Origin of the sequence: Cellulosimicrobium sp. CUA-896, assembly GCF_001942335.1 — a bacterium.
Lineage (GTDB): Bacteria > Actinomycetota > Actinomycetes > Actinomycetales > Cellulomonadaceae > Cellulosimicrobium.
In genome coordinates this window covers 37,486-57,488 of record NZ_MKKH01000015.1, presented here as the reverse complement: position 1 = coordinate 57,488, position 20,003 = coordinate 37,486, and the positions used below count along the sequence as shown (strand labels likewise).

General features: G+C 75.3%; 13 protein-coding genes and 5 pseudogenes. 6 read left to right on the top strand and 12 right to left on the bottom strand.

The annotated features are described in order from the left end of the window. Positions 1-3: 3 nt before the first annotated feature. The 3 genes from BJF88_RS06730 to BJF88_RS06720 are packed head-to-tail and all read right to left on the bottom strand — an operon-like array spanning position 4 to position 2,506. The gene (locus BJF88_RS06730) at positions 4-768 is read right to left on the bottom strand and encodes an ABC transporter permease (RefSeq protein WP_075828234.1); all 765 of its coding nucleotides are present in this window, start codon (positions 766-768) and stop codon (positions 4-6) included. Beyond that, positions 765-1,604, bottom strand: a complete 840-nt coding sequence (locus BJF88_RS06725; RefSeq protein ID WP_075828233.1) for an ABC transporter ATP-binding protein — start codon at positions 1,602-1,604, stop codon at positions 765-767. The genes BJF88_RS06730 and BJF88_RS06725 overlap by 4 nt, the downstream gene beginning before the upstream one ends. 59 nt (positions 1,605-1,663) lie before the next feature. Continuing rightward, on the bottom strand, positions 1,664-2,506 hold the full coding sequence (locus BJF88_RS06720; protein ID WP_075828232.1) for a DUF4097 family beta strand repeat-containing protein: 843 nt from the start codon (positions 2,504-2,506) through the stop codon (positions 1,664-1,666). Positions 2,507-3,222: 716 nt separating this feature from the next. Here BJF88_RS06720 and BJF88_RS21495 point away from each other — a divergent pair. The 3 genes from BJF88_RS21495 to BJF88_RS06695 all read left to right on the top strand — a co-directional run bounded on the left by BJF88_RS21495 (position 3,223) and on the right by BJF88_RS06695 (position 6,805). After that, a complete protein-coding gene (locus BJF88_RS21495; RefSeq protein ID WP_255371825.1) occupies positions 3,223-4,584 on the top strand; it encodes an ABC transporter ATP-binding protein in 1,362 nt (453 codons plus the stop codon). Further along, entirely contained in the window at positions 4,581-5,342 is a 762-nt protein-coding gene (locus BJF88_RS06700) for an ABC transporter permease (protein ID WP_075828230.1), read from the top strand. Before BJF88_RS21495 ends, BJF88_RS06700 begins: the two co-directional genes overlap by 4 nt. A gap of 86 nt (positions 5,343-5,428) precedes the next feature. Then, complete coding sequence (locus tag BJF88_RS06695) at positions 5,429-6,805, top strand: TrkH family potassium uptake protein (protein WP_255371824.1); 1,377 nt, start codon at positions 5,429-5,431, stop codon at positions 6,803-6,805. Between the two features lie 4 nt (positions 6,806-6,809). Here the strand turns inward: BJF88_RS06695 and BJF88_RS06690 are convergent, their stop codons facing one another. The 8 genes and pseudogenes from BJF88_RS06690 to BJF88_RS18165 all read right to left on the bottom strand — a co-directional run bounded on the left by BJF88_RS06690 (position 6,810) and on the right by BJF88_RS18165 (position 14,869). Then, positions 6,810-7,442 carry a winged helix-turn-helix domain-containing protein gene (locus tag BJF88_RS06690; RefSeq protein WP_083648935.1) on the bottom strand — a complete coding sequence of 211 codons (633 nt, stop codon included), beginning with the start codon at positions 7,440-7,442 and terminating at the stop codon, positions 6,810-6,812. Positions 7,443-7,629: 187 nt separating this feature from the next. Next, positions 7,630-10,050, bottom strand: a pseudogene (locus tag BJF88_RS06685) (DUF4118 domain-containing protein); the annotation flags it as partial. Between the two features lie 117 nt (positions 10,051-10,167). Next, the gene (gene kdpC / locus BJF88_RS06680; RefSeq protein WP_075828243.1) at positions 10,168-10,818 is read right to left on the bottom strand and encodes a potassium-transporting ATPase subunit KdpC; all 651 of its coding nucleotides are present in this window, start codon (positions 10,816-10,818) and stop codon (positions 10,168-10,170) included. 98 nt (positions 10,819-10,916) lie between these two features. Continuing rightward, the gene (kdpB, locus tag BJF88_RS06675; RefSeq protein WP_075828229.1) at positions 10,917-13,097 is read right to left on the bottom strand and encodes a potassium-transporting ATPase subunit KdpB; all 2,181 of its coding nucleotides are present in this window, start codon (positions 13,095-13,097) and stop codon (positions 10,917-10,919) included. Then, positions 13,094-13,917: pseudogene (locus tag BJF88_RS21490) on the bottom strand (potassium-transporting ATPase subunit KdpA). Before BJF88_RS21490 ends, kdpB begins: the two are co-directional and overlap by 4 nt. Next, a pseudogene (locus tag BJF88_RS21485) lies at positions 13,890-14,410 on the bottom strand (potassium-transporting ATPase subunit KdpA); the annotation flags it as partial. The pseudogenes BJF88_RS21490 and BJF88_RS21485, both read right to left, overlap by 28 nt. Continuing rightward, positions 14,365-14,669: pseudogene (locus BJF88_RS21480) on the bottom strand (potassium-transporting ATPase subunit KdpA); the annotation flags it as partial. The pseudogenes BJF88_RS21480 and BJF88_RS21485, both read right to left, overlap by 46 nt. A 110-nt stretch (positions 14,670-14,779) precedes the next feature. Beyond that, on the bottom strand, positions 14,780-14,869 hold the full coding sequence (locus BJF88_RS18165; protein WP_139315947.1) for a potassium-transporting ATPase subunit F: 90 nt from the start codon (positions 14,867-14,869) through the stop codon (positions 14,780-14,782). Between the two features lie 378 nt (positions 14,870-15,247). Between BJF88_RS18165 and BJF88_RS06665 the strand changes: the two are divergent. The 3 genes and pseudogenes from BJF88_RS06665 to BJF88_RS06650 all read left to right on the top strand — a co-directional run bounded on the left by BJF88_RS06665 (position 15,248) and on the right by BJF88_RS06650 (position 18,400). Beyond that, a pseudogene (locus tag BJF88_RS06665) lies at positions 15,248-15,543 on the top strand (type II toxin-antitoxin system VapB family antitoxin). A gap of 26 nt (positions 15,544-15,569) precedes the next feature. Continuing rightward, a complete protein-coding gene (locus BJF88_RS06660) occupies positions 15,570-16,277 on the top strand; it encodes a LytR C-terminal domain-containing protein (protein ID WP_255371822.1) in 708 nt (235 codons plus the stop codon). 1,319 nt (positions 16,278-17,596) lie between these two features. Then, entirely contained in the window at positions 17,597-18,400 is an 804-nt protein-coding gene (locus tag BJF88_RS06650; protein ID WP_139315946.1) for a hypothetical protein, read from the top strand. A 163-nt stretch (positions 18,401-18,563) separates the two neighbouring features. Here BJF88_RS06650 and BJF88_RS06645 read toward each other — a convergent pair whose 3' ends face one another. Beyond that, on the bottom strand, positions 18,564-19,886 hold the full coding sequence (locus BJF88_RS06645; RefSeq protein WP_075828227.1) for a uracil-xanthine permease family protein: 1,323 nt from the start codon (positions 19,884-19,886) through the stop codon (positions 18,564-18,566). Positions 19,887-20,003: the final 117 nt, after the last annotated feature.

Below are 20,003 nucleotides of genomic sequence, written 5' to 3'. Positions count from 1 at the left end.
GGCTCAGCCGAACCGGCGGCGGTACACCACGACCGCGACCGCGTAGCCGGCGACGAGGATGCCGACGAGCCAGGCCAGCGCGACCCAGATGTCGCTGCCCACCGGCTCCTGGGCGAACAGCGCCCGGACCGTGTCGACGACGGCGGTCATCGGCTGGTTCTCGGCGAACCACGCCACCGGACCGGGCATCGAGTCGGTCGGCACGAACGCCGAGCTGATGAACGGCAGGAAGATCAGCGGGTAGCTGAACGCGCTCGCGCCGTCGACGGTCTTCGCCGAGAGGCCGGCGATCACCGCGATCCAGGTCAGGGCCAGGGTGACCAGGACGAGGATCCCCAGCGCCCCGAGCCAGGCCCCCACGGACGCCTCGGTGCGGAAGCCCATGAGGACCGCCACCCCGACGACGATCGTCACCGAGGCGAGGGTCGCGACGAGCGACGTGATCACGTGCGCCCACAGCACGCTCGACCGGGCGATCGGCATGGACCGCAGGCGCTCCACGATCCCGCCCTGCAGGTCGGAGAAGAGCCGGTACGCGGTGTACGCGACGCCCGACGCGATGGTGATGAGCAGGATGCCGGGCAGCATGTAGTCGACGTACGACTCCGTGGAGCCGGTGTCGATCGCGCCGCCGAGCACGTAGACGAAGAGCAGCATCAGCGCGATCGGGGTGACGGCGGTCGTGATGATGGTGTCGGGGCTGCGCAGGACGTGGCGCAGCGAGCGGTGCGTCAGCGCGCCGGTGTCGGCGAGGACGTGCGTGGTCATCGGGACTCCTCTCGGGCCGGGGCGCCCTGGGCGTCGCCGGCGGTCTCGTCCGGGCGGGGTGCGCTCTCGCCGGTGTCGCCGACGAGCGCGAGGAAGACGTCCTCGAGCGACGGCTGCTTCTCGACGTACTCGACCGTCGCGGGCGGCAGGAGGCGCTGGAGCTCGGCGAGCGTGCCGTCCTGGATGATCGTGCCCCGGTGCAGGATCGCGATGCGGTCGGCGAGCTGCTCGGCCTCCTCGAGGTGCTGGGTCGTCAGGAGCACGGTCGTGCCGCCGGCGGCGAGCTCCCGGATCGTCTGCCACACCTCGTTGCGGGCCTGCGGGTCCAGGCCGGTCGTCGGCTCGTCGAGCACGATCACCGGCGGGTCCCCCGCGAGGCTCATCGCGATGTCGAGCCGGCGGCGCATGCCGCCCGAGTAGGTCCCGGCCCGGCGGTCGCCCGCCTCGGTGAGCGAGAAGCGGTCGAGCAGGGCGTCCGCCACCGCGCGCGGGTCGTCGAGGTGGCGCAGCCGGGCGACGAGCTCAAGGTTCTCCCGCCCGGTGAGGACCTCGTCCACCGCGGCGAACTGGCCCGTGAGGCTGATCGAGCGCCGCACGTCGCCCGGGCTCGTGGCGACGTCGGCCCCGTGCACGACGGCGGTGCCCGCGTCGGCCCGGAGCAGCGTCGCGAGGATGCGCACCAGGGTCGTCTTGCCCGCGCCGTTCGACCCCAGCAGGGCGACGATGGTGCCCGCCGCCACGTCGAGGTCGACGCCGCGCAGCACGTGCAGGTCCTTGAAGGACTTCTCGACGCCCCGCACGCGGATCGCGGGCGCGAGGGACTGGTCGGTGGTCATGTCCGTTCTCCGTCCTCGGGCGCCTCGGTGCCGATCGCCCGGTCGATGGTGCGGGGTGGTCAGGGGCGACGGACGACGACGTCGCCGTAGCCGGTGCTGGCGTGGATCTCGGCGGTGGTCTCGTCGTCGACGGGACCCTCGGTGGGGGTGAGCTGGTTGCGCACGGTGCCGTGCTCGGAGGCGACGTCGAGCCACGCGGCGGTGCCCTCGGGCACGCCTACCTCGATCGAGCCGTAGGACGTGGTGAGCGAGACCGAGCCGGACTCGACCCGCTCGACGCGGATGCCGGCGTGCGCCGACCGCGCGGTGACGGTGCCGCTGACGCGTCCGACCGCGATGTCGGCGTGCGCCCCGGCGACGGTCAGGGTCCCGGTGACGGACCCCACGGTCGTGGTCCCGTTCGCCGCGCGCACGCTGCCGTCGCCCGAGAGCTCGCTGATGCGCACGGAGCCGGCGCTGGCCCGCAGGTTCGCGGTGCCCGCGGCGCGGCCCACGACGACGGACCCGGCCGAGGCCTTGAGGTCGACGCGGTCCGCCTCGTCGACCCGGGCGTCGCCCGCGCTCAGGACGAGGTCGACCGCGCCGAGCCGCCCCTCGGCGAGCAGCGCGCCGGTCTTGCCGCGCACGTCCGACCCGGTGGGCAGCTCGACGGTGATGTTCGCGGTCCCGGCGGCGAACGGGAGCATGAACTGCTTCCAGGAGCCGGGGTAGGTGATGCTCACGGTGTCGCCGTCCCGCTCGACGCGGACGTCCCGGGCCGCGCGCACGCTGCCGGAGGACGAGGGGTCCGTGGGGAGCACGGTGACGACGACGTCGTCGCGGTCGCCGGCGACGACGTGGAGGTTGCCGAAGGGCACGTCGACGAGGACGGGGACGGGTCCGGGCGCGGGGAAGGTGGGCATGACGGGCTCCAGGGAGGGTGTCGGTCGGGTTTCCGGGGAGGTCGCGGGGTGGGCGCTCAGCGCACCCAGCCGGTGAGGCGTGTGGTGCCGCCCGTCTCCGGGCCGCGCCGGTCGTGCCTCGGGGCGGCGGGGCGGCCGCTGGACTGCTCGAGCGACGCGGCGACGGCGCGGACGAGCCAGGCGTGACCGAGACGCCGTCGCGGGCGGCGGCGAGCTCGACCTGCGCCTTGAGGTGGTCGGGCAGGCGCAGCGTCGTCCGCGTGGTGGACGCCGCGTCGACGTCGGGCACGGCCGGCGGCGCGGACACCGGCGCGGGGGCGACGGCCGCGCCGGGGCCGGCCGGCTCGGCGGGCGGTGCGGCGACGACGAACTCGGGCTCCCCGCCCCGCAGCCGCACGTCCACCGATCCCGGGGCGAGCTCGGCGGAGATCTCGCCGGCCGCCGCGGACAGCGCGTCCAGGAGGACGAGACGCACCGCGGCGTCGAGCGGGGCGGTGAGGCGTCCGGCGAGCTCGCGGGCCTCGTCCCCCGCGGCGTCGGCCGCCGTGGTGAGGCGGTGCTGGAGGTCGTCGACGTACCGGTTCAGGTCCATGACGTCATAATGACACCACTTGTGGTGTCATGGCAACGCCTCGTCGACACCAGTGTGGCGCCAGCGTGCGAGAACTGCTGAACACTCCTGGTGGACGGTGATTGTTAGCGGCTAACATTCGAGGATGACCGAACGCGACCCGCTCGCTCCAGGACGTCGCCGGCGCACGCGGGACGCCCTCGTCGCGTGCGCCCTGGACCTCTTCGAGCGGCAGGGGTACGACGCGACCACGGCGGCACAGGTCGCGGCCGCCGCCGGTGTCACCGAGATGACGTTCTTCCGCCACTTCGGCGCGAAGGAGCGCGTCGTCCTCGACGACCCGTACGACCCCGTGCTGGTCGCGGCCGTCGCCGCGCAGCCGGCGACCCGGACGCCGCTGGAGCGGACCGTGGGCGGGCTGCGCGCCGCGTGGGGCGGGATCCCGCCGGACGCCGTGGAGGTCGTGCGACGACGGACGCGCGTCGTCGCCCGCACGCCCGCCCTGCGCGGAGCCGTGTGGCAGAACAACGCGCGCACCGAGGACGCGGTCGTCGAGCAGCTCGTCGCCGACGGGTGCGACCCGCTCGCCGCCCGCGCCGCCGTGGGGGCGACCCTCGCCGCGCTCACCGCGGCGCTGCTCCACTGGGCGCGGTCGGAGGACGACGACCTCGCGACGTGCTCGACCGTGCGCTCGCCGTCCTCGTCCCGCGCGACGCCGCCGGGTCGGACGGCGACCTCGCGCACGACCCCGGTGGGCACCGTGCGTGAGGCGGCAGCGCGGCGCCGGCCCGCGGACCCGCCCGTGGTGCGCGCCGCCGCGCTCGCGCGCTCGTTCGGCGACGTGCCCGCCGTCCGCCACGTCGACCTCGTCGTGCGCGCCGGCGAGGTGCACGCGCTCGTCGGGCTCAACGGCGCGGGCAAGTCCACGCTGCTGCGGCTCCTCGTGGGCCTCCTGCGCCCCGGGGCGGGCACGGCCGAGCTCTGGGGCGCGCCCGCGTGGGACGCGCCGGCCCACGTGCGCGCACGCGTCGGCTACGCCGGGGGCGGACGGGCGTACGGCGAGCTCACCGTGCGCGAGAACCTGCGCGCCGCCGCGCGGCTGCACGGGTGCGCCCCGCGGGACGCCGACCGGCGCGCCGACGCGCTCGTCGAGAGGCTGGCCCTCGGCCGCTGGGCGTCGCGCCCCGCCCGCACGCTCTCGGACGGCAACCGGCAGCGGCTCGCGGTCGCGTCCGCGCTCGTGCACGACCCCGCGCTGCTCGTGCTCGACGAGCCGACGAGCGCGCTCGACCCGGCCGGCGTCATCGAGGTCCGGCAGGCCGTCCTGGAGCGCGCGGACACCGGTGCCGCCGTCCTCGTCTCGAGCCACCACCTCGACGAGGTCGCGCGCGTGGCGACGACAATCCACGTCGTCCACGACGGGCGCGTCGTCGGCACGCTCCCGCCCGACGGCACGGACCTTGAGCGCCAGTTCTTCCGGACCGTGCACGCGGCGGCGGTCTCGTGAGCGCGGCGCTCGGCGTCGAGGTCCGCACGCTCGTGCGCTCGACCGTCGCACGCGTCGCGACGGTCGTCCTCGTGCTCGTCGTCCCCGTCGTCGCCGTCGGGCTGGCCGCGGCGGCACGGCTCGGCGGGGACAGCACCCTCGCGCTCAAGGTGCGCCCGATGGTGACGGGAGCGGGCTGGGACGCCGTCACGGGCGTCGCCGGGCAGGTGCTCGCGGTCGCCGCGCTGCTGGCCACCGGGTTCGTCGTCAGCCGGACGTTCGGCCGCGAGCTGAGCGAGGGCACCGTCGAGCCGCTGCTCGTGAGCCGGACCTCGCGCGCCGGGATCGCGTCGGCGAAGCTCGCCGTCGTCGCGGCGTGGGCGGTCCTGGCGTGCGTCGCCGCCGCCGCGGTGGTCGTCGTCGTCGGCGCGCTCACGGCGCCGGGCTCCGGGTCGCCGTGGCCCGGCGCGGCCCGTGCGGCGCTCGGCGGGGTGCTCGGCGCGCTGACGGCGCTGCCCTTCGGGCTCGTCGCCACGTGGGGTCGGGACCCGCTCGCCGGCGTCGGCGCCGTGATCGGCGTCGTGGTCGTGACGCAGCTCGTGACCGTGGTCGGCGGGGGCGCGTGGTTCCCCTGGGCGGTCCCCGGGCTCTGGCTCGGGATGGGCGGCGCCGGCGTCGAGGTCTCCCTCGCGCAGCTCGCGACGGTGCCCCTGCTGGCGGCGGCGGGCTGGGTCGGGACCGCCTGGTGGTGGCGGCGCGCGGAGCTCGTCGCGCGCTGACCCCCGGGCGCGACGGCGCCCGGCCCGGGGGTCAGGATCCCGTCAAGATCGCGGGGAGGGCGTCGCGCGTCCGGTAGACCGGCAGGGTGCGCCTGCCTGCCGTCCTCCGGCCGCCCGCCCCGCGCCGCCCGCGGTCCACGTCCACGGCGGGGCGGCCCGGCCGCCTCGTCGTCGGCGGGTTCGCGGCGACCGTCGCCGTCGGCACGGTCCTGCTCCTGCTGCCGGTCTCGGCGACCGGCCGCGCCCCCACGCTGGTCGAGGCGCTCTTCACCGCGACCTCGGCGGTGTGCGTCACCGGCCTCGCCGTCGTGGACACCGGGACCTTCTGGAGCCCGTTCGGCCAGGTGGTGGTGCTCACGCTGATCCAGCTCGGCGGGTTCGGCGTCATGACGGCGGCGTCCCTGCTCGGCCTCCTGCTCTCCCGGCGGCTCGACCTGCGCACCCGCCTCGTCGCCGCCGCGTCGACGCGCAGCATCGGGCTCGGCGACGTGCGGTCGGTCCTCGTGGGCGTCGTGCGGGTGACCGCCCTGGTGGAGGGCACCGTCGCGCTCGTCGTCGCGGCGCGGCTCGTCGTCGGGTACGACGTCGCACCCGGGACCGCGCTGTGGCACGGCGTGTTCCACGCGGTCTCCGCGTTCAACAACGCCGGCTTCGCGCTCCACCCGGACTCGCTCATGGGCTTCGTCGGCGACCCGTGGGTCTGCGTGCCGCTGTGCGTGGCGGTCGTGCTGGGCGGGATCGGGTTCCCCGTGCTGTTCGAGCTCTACCGGAGGCGCGTGCGCCCGTCGCGCTGGAGCCTGCACTCCAAGCTCACGGTCGTCACCACCGGGACGCTCCTCGCGGGCGGGACGCTGTTCTTCCTGATCACCGAGTGGGCGAACCCGCGCACGCTCGGCGGGCTCGGCGTCGGTGAGCGCGTCCTCGCGGCCGTCACCCAGTCCGTGATGGCCCGCACGGCCGGCTTCAACTCGCTCGACACGTCGGAGATGAACAGCGGCACGTGGCTCGGCACGGACGTCCTCATGTTCGTCGGCGGCGGCAGCGCGGGCACGGCCGGCGGCATCAAGGTCGTGACGTTCGCGGTGCTCGCGTTCGTCATCTGGTCGGAGCTGCGCGGCGACCCGGACGTCACGGCGTTCGACCGCCGCGTCTCCCCCGCCACCCAGCGCCAGGCGGTGAGCGTCGCCCTGCTCGGCGTGGCGGCGGTCCTGGCACCGACGCTCGTCATCACCGCCACGTCCCCGTTCGGCCTCGACCGCGTGCTGTTCGAGGTGACGTCGGCGTTCTCGACCACCGGCCTGTCGACGGGCATCACCGCCGACCTCGCCGCGCCGCACCAGCTCCTCCTCGTGGGCCTGATGTTCCTCGGCAGGCTCGGCCCGATCACGCTCGGCACCGCGCTCGCGCTGCGCGCACGCCCGCGCCTCTTCCGCCGGCCGGAGAGCGCCGCGGTCATCGGCTGACCTCTCAGGGCTCGAAGCGGTAGCCCATCCCCGGGGTCGTCAGCAGGTGGCGCGGGCTCGCCGGGTCGGGCTCGAGCTTGCGCCGCAGCTGCGCGACGTAGACCCGCAGGTAGTGGGTGTCCCGCGTGGCCGTCGGGCCCCACACCTCCCGCAGCATCTGCTCGCGCCCGACGACGCGGCCCGCGTGCCGCACCAGGAGCTCGAGCAGCGCCCACTCCGTCGGCGTGAGCCGCACCGGCGCACCGTCGCGGGTCACCTCGCGGCGCGCGAGGTCGACCCGCAGGTCGCCCGCCTCGACGACCGGCTCGTCGGCGCCCGGGTCGTGCGCGGCCCGGCGCACCGCGGCGCGCAGGCGCGCCATGAGCTCGGGCATCGCGAACGGCTTCGTCACGTAGTCGTCCGCCCCGGCGTCGAGCGCGTCGACCTTGTCGTCGCCGAGCTGGCGCGCGGACAGCACGATGATCGGCACGCGGCTCCACCCGCGCACCGCCGTGATGACGTCGAGACCGCTCACGTCGGGCAGCCCGAGGTCGAGGAGCACGACGTCCGGGTGCGACGTCGCGGCGGCGTCGATCCCCTCGCGGCCCGTGGCGGCGGTCGTCACGTCCCAGCCGTGCACGCGCAGCGTGATCGCCATCGCGCGCAGCAGGCCGGGGTCGTCGTCGACGACGAGCACCCGGTTCCCGCTCCCGTCCGCACCCCGCACCGCACCGCTCACCGCAGCTCCTCCGTCGTCGTCGCGGTGCCCCGCGCGTGTCGCGGTCCGCGACCGGCACCGTGACGACCATCGTCAGCCCGCCGCCCGGCGTGTCCTCCGGGACGACCGTCGCGCCGACGGCGCGGGCGAACCCCTGCGCCACCGCGAGGCCCAGCCCGACGCCGCTCCCGCTCGCGTCGCCGAGCCGCTGGAAGGGCTCGAACATCCGCGCCCGTGCGCTCTCGGGCAGGCCAGGACCGCGGTCGACGACGCGCAGCTCGACGCCGTCGCGCGTCGCCGACGCACCGACCCGCACGTCCCCGGGCGAGAACCGCACGGCGTTGGCGACGACGTTCGCCACCACGCGCTCCAGCAGGCCGGCGTCGGTCCGCACGAGCGGCAGGTCCTCCGGGAGGACGAGGTCCACGTGCCCGGCCCCGGACGGCTCGACCACCGAGTCGACCGCCGGCCAGACGACCTCGTCGAGCGAGACCGCGCGCAGCGACGGCACGACGCCCCCGGTCTGCAGGCGCGACAGGTCGAGCAGGTTGTCGATGAGCTGCTCGAGCCGCCCCGTCGCCGTCGCCACGGTCTCCACGAGCGCCTCCTCGTCCGCGGGCGCGAGGACGACGCCGGGCGCGCGCAAGCCGTCCACCGCCGTGCGGATCGCCGCGAGCGGCGTGCGCAGGTCGTGCGAGACGGCGGCCAGGAGCGCGGTCCGCGTCGCGTCGGCCTCGGCGAGGACCGCCGCGCGCGACGCCTGCTCACGCAGGCGGCGGTACTCCAGGACGATGCCGGCCTGGGCGGCGAAGGCGTCGAGCACCTGCCGGTCGCCCGCAGGCAGGGGTCGCCCCTCAAGGACGAGGCGTCGGACGTCGTCGATCCGCACGGGCGTCCGCGTGTCGTCGCCCGGGCCGCCGCGCGCCGTCGTGCCCCGCCGGCCGGCTGCCGGCTCCGTCCCGGCCGTCGGCGCACGCCGCGCCTCGGCGATCACCGACCACGGCGCCTCCGGACGGTCCGCGGTCCGCTCCTCGAGCACCGCGCGGCGCACCGCGAACGTCTCGGCGAGCCGCGAGACGAGCGCGTCCGCGGTGTCCTCGCCCGCCAGCACCGAGCGGGACAGAGCCGCGAGCGTCGACGCCTCCGCACGGGCGCGGGCGGCCTGGACCGACCGCCGCGCGCCCAGGTCGACGACCGAGGCCACGGCGACCGCGACGAGCACGAAGAGCAGCAGGGCGAGCAGGTTCTCCGGGTCCGCCACGGTGAGCAGCCCGGTCGGCGGGGTGAAGAACCAGTTGATGCCCAGGAACGAGACGACGGCGCACGCGAGGGCCGGCCACATCCCGCCGACGAGCGCGACGCCGACCGTGAGGGCGAGGAACACGAGGACCTGCGTGGGCAGGCCGACGAGCTCGTCGACGCCGTCGAAGAGCAGGGTGAGCAGCGCGGGCGCGGTGGGGGCGAGCACCCAGCCGGCCGCGCGGCGCCGGACGGACAGCGGGCTGATCGCCCGCCGAGAGACGCGGCCGGCCCGGGCGCGCTCGTGGGTGACGAGGTGGACGTCGAGCGCGCCGGAGAGGCGGGCGATCTCCGCGCTCGTGGACCCGAGCAGCGCCTCGCGCCACCGCGAGTGCCGCGACACGCCGACGACGACCATGGTCGCGTTGACGCCGCGCGCGAAGTCGACGACCGCCGTCGGCACGTCCTCGCCGACGACGGTGTGGAAGGTGCCGCCGAGCGACTCGACGAGCTCGCGGTCGGCCGCGAGCGCGGCGGGCGGTGCGGCGGGGAGGCCGTCGGTCGCGAGGACGTGCACGGCGAGCAGCTCCGAGCCCGCGGCGCGCTCGGCGATGCGCGCGCCGCGGCGCAGGAGCGTCGCGCTCTCCGGCCCGCCCGTCACCGCGACGACGACGCGCTCGCGCGCGGGCCAGGTCCCGGAGATCGCGTGCTCGGTCCGGTACCGCGTCAGGGCGTCGTCGACCCGGTCCGCGAGCCACAGCAGCGCGAGCTCGCGCAGCGCGGTGAGGTTGCCCTCGCGGAAGTACGACGACAGCGAGGCGTCGATCTGCTCGGCGCGGTACACGTTGCCGTGCGCGAGGCGCCGGCGCAGCGCCTGGGGCGAGAGGTCGACGAGCTGGATCTGGTCGGCCTCGCGCACGACGTGGTCGGGCACGGTCTCGCGCTGGCGCACGCCCGTGATCGCCTCGACGTCCTCCGTGAGCGACTCCAGGTGCTGCACGTTGACCGTCGTGACGACGTCGATCCCGTCGTCGAGCAGGTCGTGCACGTCCTGCCACCGCTTGGGGTGGCGCGAGCCGGGCGCGTTCGTGTGCGCGAGCTCGTCGACCAGCACGACGTCGGGGCGGCGCGCGAGGACCGCGTCGACGTCGAGCTCGGTGAGCGCCACCCCGCGGTGGCCGACGACGCGGCGGGGCACCACCTCGAGGTCGTCGATCTTCGCCGCCGTCGCGGCGCGCCCGTGCGTCTCGACGAGGCCCACGACGACGTCGGTGCCGCGGGAGCGGCGCCGCAGCGCCTCGTCGAGCATCGCGTAGGTCTTGCCGACGCCCGGCGCGGCGCCGAGGTAGACGGTGAGCCGCCCCCGGCGCCGCGACGTCTCAGCGTTCATGCGAGCAGTCCACCACGTCCCCGGCGGCAGCGGCCGTCAGGAGCCGTCCGCGTCGCGGGGCGCGTCGCCCGGGGCGTCGAGCCGCTCGAGCGCGAGGTTGAGCGCGAGGACGTTCACGCGCGGGTCCCCGAGCACGCCGAGCACCCGGCCGGCCGACTCCTGCTCGACGAGGGCACGCACCTGGGCGACGTCGAGACCGCGCGCCGCCGCGACCCGGGCGGCCTGCTGCTCGGCGTACGCCGGGGACACGTGCGGGTCGAGCCCGGACGCCGACGCGGTGAGGGCGTCGGGCGGCACGGTGGCCGGGTCGACGCCGTCCTCGGCGGCGACCGCGGCGCGGCGCTGCTCGATCGCGTCGACCAGGTCGGGGTTCGTCGGGCCCAGGTTGGAGCCGCCCGACGCGAGCGTGTCGTAGCCGCCGGCGGACGGGCGGCCGTGGAACCACTGCGGCTGCGTGCCGGGCCCGCCGAAGTCCTGGCCGACGAGCGCCGAGCCGATCACCGGTGCGCCGTCGTCGCCCGCGTCGTCGACCGACGTCGCCCGGGTGCCGTCGGCGCGGACGAGCGACCCGTTCGCCTGCCACGCGAACGCCGTCTGCCCGACCGCGGTGACGGCCAGCGGGTACAGGCCGCCGAGGAGGACCGTCAGGAGGAGCAGCACGCGCAGCCCGGCCCAGGACTGGCGCACGAAGGAGACGGCACCGCCGGCCGAGCCGCGTGACCCGGTCGACCTGCCGGCCGGGGAGAAGGAGGTGTCGTGCACGGGGGTTCCTTTCGGCACCGGGCTCACAGGCCCGGGAGGAGGGAGACGAGGAGGTCGACGAGCTTGATGCCGACGAACGGGGCGATCAGTCCGCCGACGCCGTAGACGAGGAGGTTGCGGCGCAGCAGCGCCGAGGCGGACGCCGGCCGGTACCGCACGCCGCGGAGCGCGAGCGGGACGAGGACGACGATGATCAGCGCGTTGAAGATCACGGCCGAGAGGATCGCGGACTCGGGGCTGGACAGGCGCATGACGTCGAGCACGCCGAGCGCCGGCAGCACGCCGGCGAACATCGCGGGCAGGATCGCGAAGTACTTCGCGACGTCGTTCGCGACGGAGAACGTCGTCAGCGCGCCGCGCGTGATGAGCAGCTGCTTGCCGATCTCGACGATCTCCAGCAGCTTCGTCGGGTTCGAGTCGAGGTCCACCATGTTCCCCGCCTCCTTCGCGGCGGTCGTCCCGGTGTTCATCGCGACGCCGACGTCCGACTGCGCGAGCGCGGGCGCGTCGTTGGTGCCGTCGCCGGCCATCGCGACGAGACGCCCGCCCTCCTGCTCGCGCCGGATGAGCGCGAGCTTGTCCTCGGGCGTGGCCTCGGCGAGGACGTCGTCGACGCCCGCCTCCTGCGCGATCGCCCGGGCGGTGGTCGCGTTGTCGCCCGTGACCATGACGCTGCGGATGCCCATCGCGCGCAGCTGGTCGAACCGCTCGCGCAGCCCGTCCTTGACGACGTCCTTGAGCCGCACGACCCCGAGGACCCGTGCCGGGGCGTCGCCGACCTGCTCCGCGACGACGAGGGGCGTGCCGCCCTGCACGCTCACGGTCTCCACGTGCGCGGCGAGCTCGTCGGCGCCCGCCCCGGTGACGGAGCCGCCGGTCGAGGCCACCCAGCGCTGCACCGCGCTGCCGGCGCCCTTGCGCAGGCGCCGGACCGCGCCGTCGGGCAGGGGCAGGTCCACGCCCGACATGCGGGTCTGCGCGGTGAAGGGGATGAGCTGCGCGCCGCGCGCCGCGTCCTCGCGACCGTCGCGGGCGCCGTCGTCCATGCCGTCCACGAGCTCCACGATGCTGCGGCCCTCGGGTGTCTCGTCCGCGACGGACGCCAGGCGCGCCGCCCGCGCGAGCTCGAGCGCGCCGACCCCACCCACCGGCAGCACCTCGGTCGCGAACCGGTTGCCGTGCGTGATCGTGCCCGTCTTGTCGAGCAGCAGGACGTCGACGTCGCCCGCGGCCTCGACCGCGCGGCCCGACATCGCGAGGACGTTGCGGCGCACGAGCCGGTCCATGCCGGCGATGCCGATCGCGGAGAGGAGGGCTCCGATCGTCGTGGGGATGAGGCACACGAGGAGCGCGACGAGCACGACGAGCGACTGCTTCGCCCCGGAGTACGCCGCGAACGGCTGCAGCGTCGCGACCGCGAGGACGAAGACGATCGTCAACGAGGTGAGCAGCACGTTCAGCGCGATCTCGTTCGGCGTGCGCTGGCGCTCGCTCCCCTCCACGAGCGCGATCATGCGGTCGACGAACGTGTGACCCGCCGGAGCCGTGATCCGCACGACGATCCGGTCCGAGAGAACGGTCGTCCCGCCGGTCACCGCGGACCGGTCGCCGCCGGACTCGCGGATCACCGGCGCGGACTCGCCCGTGATCGCGGACTCGTCCACCGACGCGACGCCCTCGATCACGTCACCGTCCCCGGGGATCGTCCCTCCGGCCTCGACCACGACGACGTCCCCCACCTGCAGGCGCGAGGACGGCACCTCGACGGTGGGCAGCAGGTGCAGGCCGGTGCCGCCGTCGAGCGTGCCCGCGGGCGCGGCGACCCGGCGCGCCGACGTGCCCTTCTGAGAGGCCCGCAGGCTCGAGGCCTGGGCCTTGCCGCGCGACTCCGCGACCGACTCCGCGAGCGTGGCGAACACGACCGTCGCCCACAGCCACACGGCGATCGAGACCGAGAACAGGTCCGGGTCCGTCGCGGCGAGGGCCGTCGTCGCGACGGCGCCCAGCTCGACGACAAAGAGGACCGGTGACCGGGAGAGCTCGCGCGGGTCGAGCTTGCGCAGCGCGGAGGGCAGCGCGGAGCGCACCTGCGCCCAGGTCAGCGCGCGGGCGGTGCGCTCGGGAGGCGTGACACCACCCCCGGTGGGAGGCGCCGAAGGGTGGGGTGCGGACGGACGGGTGACGGGGGCGAGCGGCGTGCTCATGAGAGGGACTCCACGACGGGACCGAGAGACAGGGCGGGGATGAAGGTGAGGCCGACGACGACCAGGGCGACCGTGGCCAGCAGGCCGACGAACAGCGGCTGGTGCGTCGGGAGGGTGCCGGCCGACGCCGGCACGGCCCGCTGGGAGGCGAGCCGCCCCGCGAGCGCCAGGACGAGCGCGATCGGCACGAAGCGGCCGACGAGCATGGCGAGCCCGAGCAGGGTGTTGTAGTACGGCGTCCCGACCGAGAGACCGGCGAAGGCGGACCCGTTGTTGTTGCCGGCGGACGCGAACGCGTACAGCACCTCGGACAGGCCGTGCGGCCCGCCCTCCTGCTGCCCGGCCAGCCCGTCCGGCAGCACCACGGACAGCGCCGTGCCGACGAGCACGACGGCGGGCGCGTGAGGATGTACAGCGCGACGAGCGTGATCTCCTGACGGCCGACCTTCTTGCCGAGGTACTCGGGCGTACGGCCGACCATGAGCCCGGCGACGAAGACCGCGACCACGGCGAGCACGAGCATGCCGTAGAGGCCCGCGCCCACGCCGCCCGGGGCGATCTCGCCGAGGAGCATGGTGAAGAGCACCACCCCACCGCCCGGTGCGGTCAGCGAGTCGTGCATCGCGTTGACGGCACCGGTCGAGGTGCCGGTGGTCGACGTCGCGAAGAGCGCGCTCGCCGCGAGGCCGAACCGTGTCTCCTTGCCCTCCGTCGCGCCGCCCGCGGCCTGCGGCGCGCGCCCGGGCCGGCGAGCTCGGCCCAGGTCACCAGGGTCAGCGCGACGACGAACAGCGCCGCCATCGCGCCGAGGACGGCCCACCCCTGCCGACGGTCGCCGACGAGGAGACCGAAGGTGCGCGGCAGCGTGAACGGGATGACGAGCAGCAGGAAGATCTCGACCAGGTTGGTGACCGGGTTCGGGTTCTCGAGCGGGTGGGCGGAGTTCGCGTTGAAGAACCCGCCGCCGTTCGTGCCGAGCTCCTTGATGGCCTCCTGGGAGCGACCGGCCCGCCGAGCACGTGCTGCGTGCCGCCCGCGAGCGTCTCGACCGCGGTGTGCGGGGCGAAGCTCTGGATCACGCCGCTCGCCACGAGCACGACGGCGGCGACGAACGCCACCGGCAGCAGGATCCGCACGACCGACCGGGTGAGGTCGGCCCAGAAGTTGCCGACCCGCGCGCGGTCCCGGAGCGGGCGAACCCGCGCACGAGCGCGATCGCGACGGACATGCCGACCGCGGCGGAGACGAAGTTCTGGACGGCGAAGCCGGCCATCTGGAGCAGGTGCCCGGCGGCGGCCTCGCCCGAGTACCACTGCCAGTTCGTGTTCGTCACGAACGAGACGGCGCTGTTCCAGGCCCCGGCGGGGTCCAGGCCCGTGAACCCGAGGTCCAGCGGCAGGTGCTCCTGGAGGCGGCCGAGCCCGTACAGCACGAGGACGGACACGAGCGAGAACCCCAGCAGGGACAGCAGTAGGTGCTCCAGGTCTGCTCGGCGTCCGGGTCCACGCGGGCGAGCCGGTACCCGGCGTGCTCGACGCGCAGGTGCCGCGGGGAGGTGTAGACGCGCGCCATGTACGCGCCGAGCGGCGCGTGCACCGCGGCGAGGGCGGCGACGAGCAGCGCGACCTGGCCGACGGCGGCCCACACCGTCGCGGCGTCGACGGTGGACGACATGCCGGCGCTCACCGCGCCCGGTCGCTGCGCAGCAGCGCGACGAACAGGTAGCCCAGCACGCCGACGACGGCGACCAGGGCGATCCAGTCGAGCAGCATCACCGGGCACCTCCCGACGAGCCGTGACGACGCGCGACGAGCGCGACGGTGGCGAAGAACGCCACCGTGAGGAGGAGGTAGGCCACGTCGGCCATGGGAGGACACCTTCTCGAGCCGGGGCGGCCGGGCGCCCCACGGCGCCGGCCGGTGCGCGGGCTGCGCACGATCCCGTTCTACGACCGGGACGACGTCGCGCACCCGCGTCCTGACGGAACCCTGCGCCCGGCGGCGCGCCCCTGACGGCATCCTGACCTGCGCCCCCCGCACGGCCGCGCGCACAACGGATACCGGGCGGTACGTGAGCCGTTGGTGACCGACACGTGACCTTCGCGGCGGACGTGCGGGACGTGGCGCCCCACGACCCCTAGGATGTCCCGCATGATCTTCAAGGCCGTCGGCGACGGGCGCCCCTACCCGGACCACGGGAGGGTGACCGCCCAGGACTGGGCCGAGGTGCCGCCGCGCCAGGTCCGCCTCGACGAGCTCGTGACCACGAAGCGCACGCTCCACCTCGACGCCCTGCTCGCCGAGGACTCGACCTTCTTCGGCGACCTGTTCGCCCACGTCGTCGAGTACGAGGCGTGCTCTACCTCGAGGACGGGCTGCACCGCGCCGTGCGCGCCGCGCTCCAGCAGCGCGCCATCCTCCACGCCCGCGTCCTGACCGTCCGATGACGTCGGTCGTCCGGTAGGTTTCAGGCGTGACGAACCAGCCCGACCAGGCCCGCACCGTGCGCCGGCGGCGCATGCACGAGCGCCAGGCCGTCGTCTTCGGGCTGCTCATCGCGGCGCTCGCGGTCACGGGGCTCGGCGCGCTGGCGGTGTACACGGGCGCCATCGACGCGCCGTTCGACCGCCCGTTCACGACACCGGAGGAGACGGACCCGCTGGCCGAGGTGCCCGTCCCGTGCGTGCCCGACGGCACGCTGCCCGTCCCGGCGGGCGACGTCCACGTCACGATCCTCAACGCCTCCGGCAAGAGCGAGCCGCTGGCCGGTCTCAACGAGGACGTCCTCACCGAGCGCGGCTTCGCGATCGACGCGATCGGCAACGCGCCGGACCTCGACGGCGAGGACGGGCCCGACCTCATGGAGCGCACGCAGATCCACGCAGGCGCGGCCGGCGTGCCCGCGGCGTACACGCTCGCGGCCCACTACCCCGAGCCGGGTCTGGTGCTCGACGCGCGCGAGGACGCCACCGTCACCCTCTACATCGGCGAGGACTTCGACGACATCGTGGACAGCGAGCTGGTCGGCATCGCCGCCGACGTCCCGCTCGAGAGCCGCGAAGGCTGCGTCCCCGTCGAGGAGATCACGCCGCGCCCCCTGCCCGTGCCGCCCGCCGAGGGGGGCGACGACGCGACCGCGGAGGGCCAGGAGGCGGCGGGCGAGGATGCGGCGGCGGGCTGAGACCCCACCCTTCGTCGTGTCCGACGAGGACGACGGTCGCCTCCGCGGTCCCGACGCCCGGCGCCCTCACCGGGCGCGGCCCCGTCGAGCCGTGACCCTGCGGCCCGTGCCCATGCGGCCCTGTGGACGGCGGCGATCCCGATGACCGGCCTGCCGATCCGCCCGGCCCGGACCGCCGACCCCGCCGAGGTCGACCGGCTCTACGACGTCTGCCTGCGCACCGGCGCGTCCGGCGGCGACGCGACCGCCCTGTACGCCGACCCGCGCCTCCTCGGGGAGGTGTACCTCGGGGCGTACCTCGCGCTCGAGCCGGACCTCGCGTTCGTCGTCGACGACGCGGGAGCGGCCGTCGGCTACGTGCTCGGCGCGCGCGACACCGCGGCGTTCGAGGCGGCGTGCGAGGAGCGCTGGTGGCCGGCGCTGCGCGAGCGCTACCCGCTCGGCGCGTTCCCCGATGGGTCGCGCGACGACGCCCTCGTGCGACTCGTCCACGACCCGCCGACGGCGCCTGCCGACGTCGTCGCCTCCCACCCCTCGCACCTGCACGTCGACCTGCTCCCCGCCGCGCAGGGCGGCGGCAACGGGCGCCGCCTCATCGAGACGCTCCTCGACGCCCTGCGCTCCGCCGGGTCCCCCGGGGTCCACCTCGGCGTCGCGGCCGACACGCCCGGGCCGTCGGGTTCTACCGGCACCTGGGCTTCACGGAGCTCTGCGGCGACGGCCTCGGCGGCGTCACGCTCGGTCTGCGCCTCTGACCTTCGTCCGCCGAACCCCGGGTTACGGGTTCCTCCGCCTGCCGAACCCCGGGTTGCGCACCGTTCGCGCGCCGAACCCCAGGTTGCGCACTCCTCGGCGCGCCGAACCCCGAGTTACGCACCGTTCCGCCGGCTCAGCGGTCGACAACCCGGGGATCGACCCACAGCCGGTCGAACGCTGGGTTGCGCACTCCTCGCGCGCCGAACCCGTGGACGCCTACCGCTCAACGGCCGGATCGGTGTGTGTCCCGGGGCTCGCGGCAGCGGCCGTGCCCGACGCCGCGGCACCCGGCGTAGCGTCGCGGCACCTCTGGCGGTTCTCCACAGGCCCGGACAGCGACCGTCCCGTCCACAGCCCGTGCGTGACGCCGACCGCTCGGCACCGATCTCCGGTGCGATGAGGCCGTGCCCACACCTTGCCAGCCCGTGCCGGAGGATCTCCTCGTCGTCGCTGCCGCACAGGAGGGCCTCGTTTCCACCCGGCAGTGCCGTGACGGAGGGCTCACCCTCCGGGTCGTCGACCGGCTCGTCCGCACCGGCGCGTGGAGCCGCATCACGCGTGGCGTGTACGACACCGACCCGACGCCGGGCGCGCGACGACCGGTCGACCGCCGGCGCCGTCGCGCGGCGTGGGCCGCGCTGCTCGCCTTCGGGCCGAGCGCGATCGCCGTCGGCCCGTGCGCCCTGGCGCTGCTCGGCGTGGTGGGTCTTCCGGGCCGGGTCGTCCCCGAGGCGGCCCTGCCCGGAGGGCGTGCTCTGGAGTCCCGGGACGGGATCCGGTTGCGCATGTTCGACGACGGGATGACGGTCGTGCGGGTCGGCGACCGGTTCGTCGCGAGCCCGGAGTGGGCGCTCGCACAGGCGGTGCCCGAGCTCGACCGTGAGCCGTCCGTCTCCATGATGGACTCCGCGCTGCACCTCGGTCTCCTCGATGCGCCGGCTCTCGCCCGGGCGCACGACCATGCGCGTGGGCGCAGGGGCGTCGCGCGGACGCACGCGTGGTGGGAGCTCGCCGACGGGAGGTCGGAGTCGCCGCTCGAGACGTGGGCCCGCCTCGACTGCGTGGACGGCGGCGTCCCGCCCGACGCGCTGCAGGTCGAGCTCGCCGGCGCGAGCGGCGCACGACGCCGGGCCGACCTCGGCTGGCGGGTCGACGACGGACGCTGGCTCGTCGCGGAGGTCGACGGCGCCGAGATCCACGACACGCCCGACGCCGCGTTCGCGGACCGTGCGCGGCACAACGACCTCGTCACGGCGGACGTCGCCGCAGTCCTGCGCTTCACCTGGCACGACGTGCGGACGCAGGGCGCCACCGCGCGTGCGGTGCGCCGGGCGCTCCGGGCGTGCGAGCGACACCGAGCAGCGTGAGCCGCTCGCCAAACCCGGGCTTGCCGGCCACGCCGTCCTGCCGAACCCCGGTCGTGCGTCACGAACGGCCACGCCTGCCGCACAACCCGGGGTTCGGCCACCGGAGCCGCGCACAACCCGGGGTTCGGCCACCGGAGCCGCGCACAACCCCGGGTTCGGCGGGTCAGTGCGCGTCGTGGACGACGTGCTCGTCGCCGCCCGGGGCCGACGCCGGGCTGGCCGGCTCCTGGCCCGTGCCGCGCCAGCGTGAGACGACCCGCATCAGGTGGTAGATCACGAGCGCCGCCGCAGTCCCGAGCGCGATGCCCTCGAACGTGAGCTCGCCGGCGACCCACGTGAAGTTCGCGATGCCGATGACGAGCGGCACCGCGGCGGTGGTGAGGTTGACCGGGTCGGAGAAGTCGACGCGGTTCTGCACCCAGATGCGCGCGCCGAGGACGCCGATCATGCCGTAGAGCAGGGTCGTCGCCCCGCCGAGCACGCCCGCCGGGATGGTTGCGACGAGCGCGCCGAACTTCGGGGAGAGCGACAGCACGAGAGCCGTCGCCGCCGCGACCCAGTAGGCCGCCGTGGAGTACACGCGCGTGGCGGCCATGACGCCGATGTTCTCGGCGTAGGTGGTGGTGCCGGAGCCGCCGCCGACGCCCGCGAGCGTCGTCGCGACGCCGTCGGCGAGGAGGGCGCGGCCGGTCATCGCGTCGAGGTTCTGGCCGGTCATCGCGGCGACCGACTTCACGTGGCCGACGTTCTCCGCGACGAGCACGAGCACGACGGGCACGAAGAGGCCGAGGACGGCGACGTCGAACGACGGCGCGACGAACTGCGGGAGGCCGAACCACGCGGCGTCGCGCACCGCGGCGAAGTCGACCTCGCCCTGGACCACCGCGACGACGTACCCCACGACCACGCCGACGAGGATCGACAGCCGCCCGAGGATGCCCTTGAACAGCACCGTGACGAGGATGATCGCCGTGAGCGTCACGACGGCGGTGACGGGCGCCTGCTCGACGTTCGTCCACGCCGTGGGCGCGAGGTTGAGCCCGATGAGCGCGACGATCGTGCCGGTGACGATGGGCGGCATGACGACGTCGATCCACCGCGCCCCGGCGAGGTGCACGACGAGGCCCACCGCCGCGAGCACCAGACCGGTGACGAGGATGCCGCCGACGGCGACCGCCTGGCCCTGCGACGCCGTCGCGGCGCCGATCGGCGCGATGAACGCGAAGCTCGACCCGAGGTAGCTGGGCAGCCGGTTCCGCGTGATCAGCAGGAAGACGGCGGTGCCGAGCGCCGAGAAGAACAGGGTGGTCGCCGGGGAGAACCCGGTGATGAGGGGCACGAGGAACGTCGCGCCGAACATCGCGACGACGTGCTGCATGCCGATGCCGATGGTGCGCGGCCAGGTCAGCCGCTCGCCGGGGTCGACGACGTCCCCCGGCGCCACGCGCTTGCCGTCCCCGTGCACCCGCCAGCCGATGGCGCTCATGACTCTCCTGTCCGTGACGTCCCTGGGGAAACCCCCGGTGCAGGGTAGTGCCCGGACGTCACGCCACGGTTTCGCGCCCGCGGACGTGCCGTCGAACGGGCGCCCGGGCCTGCCGAG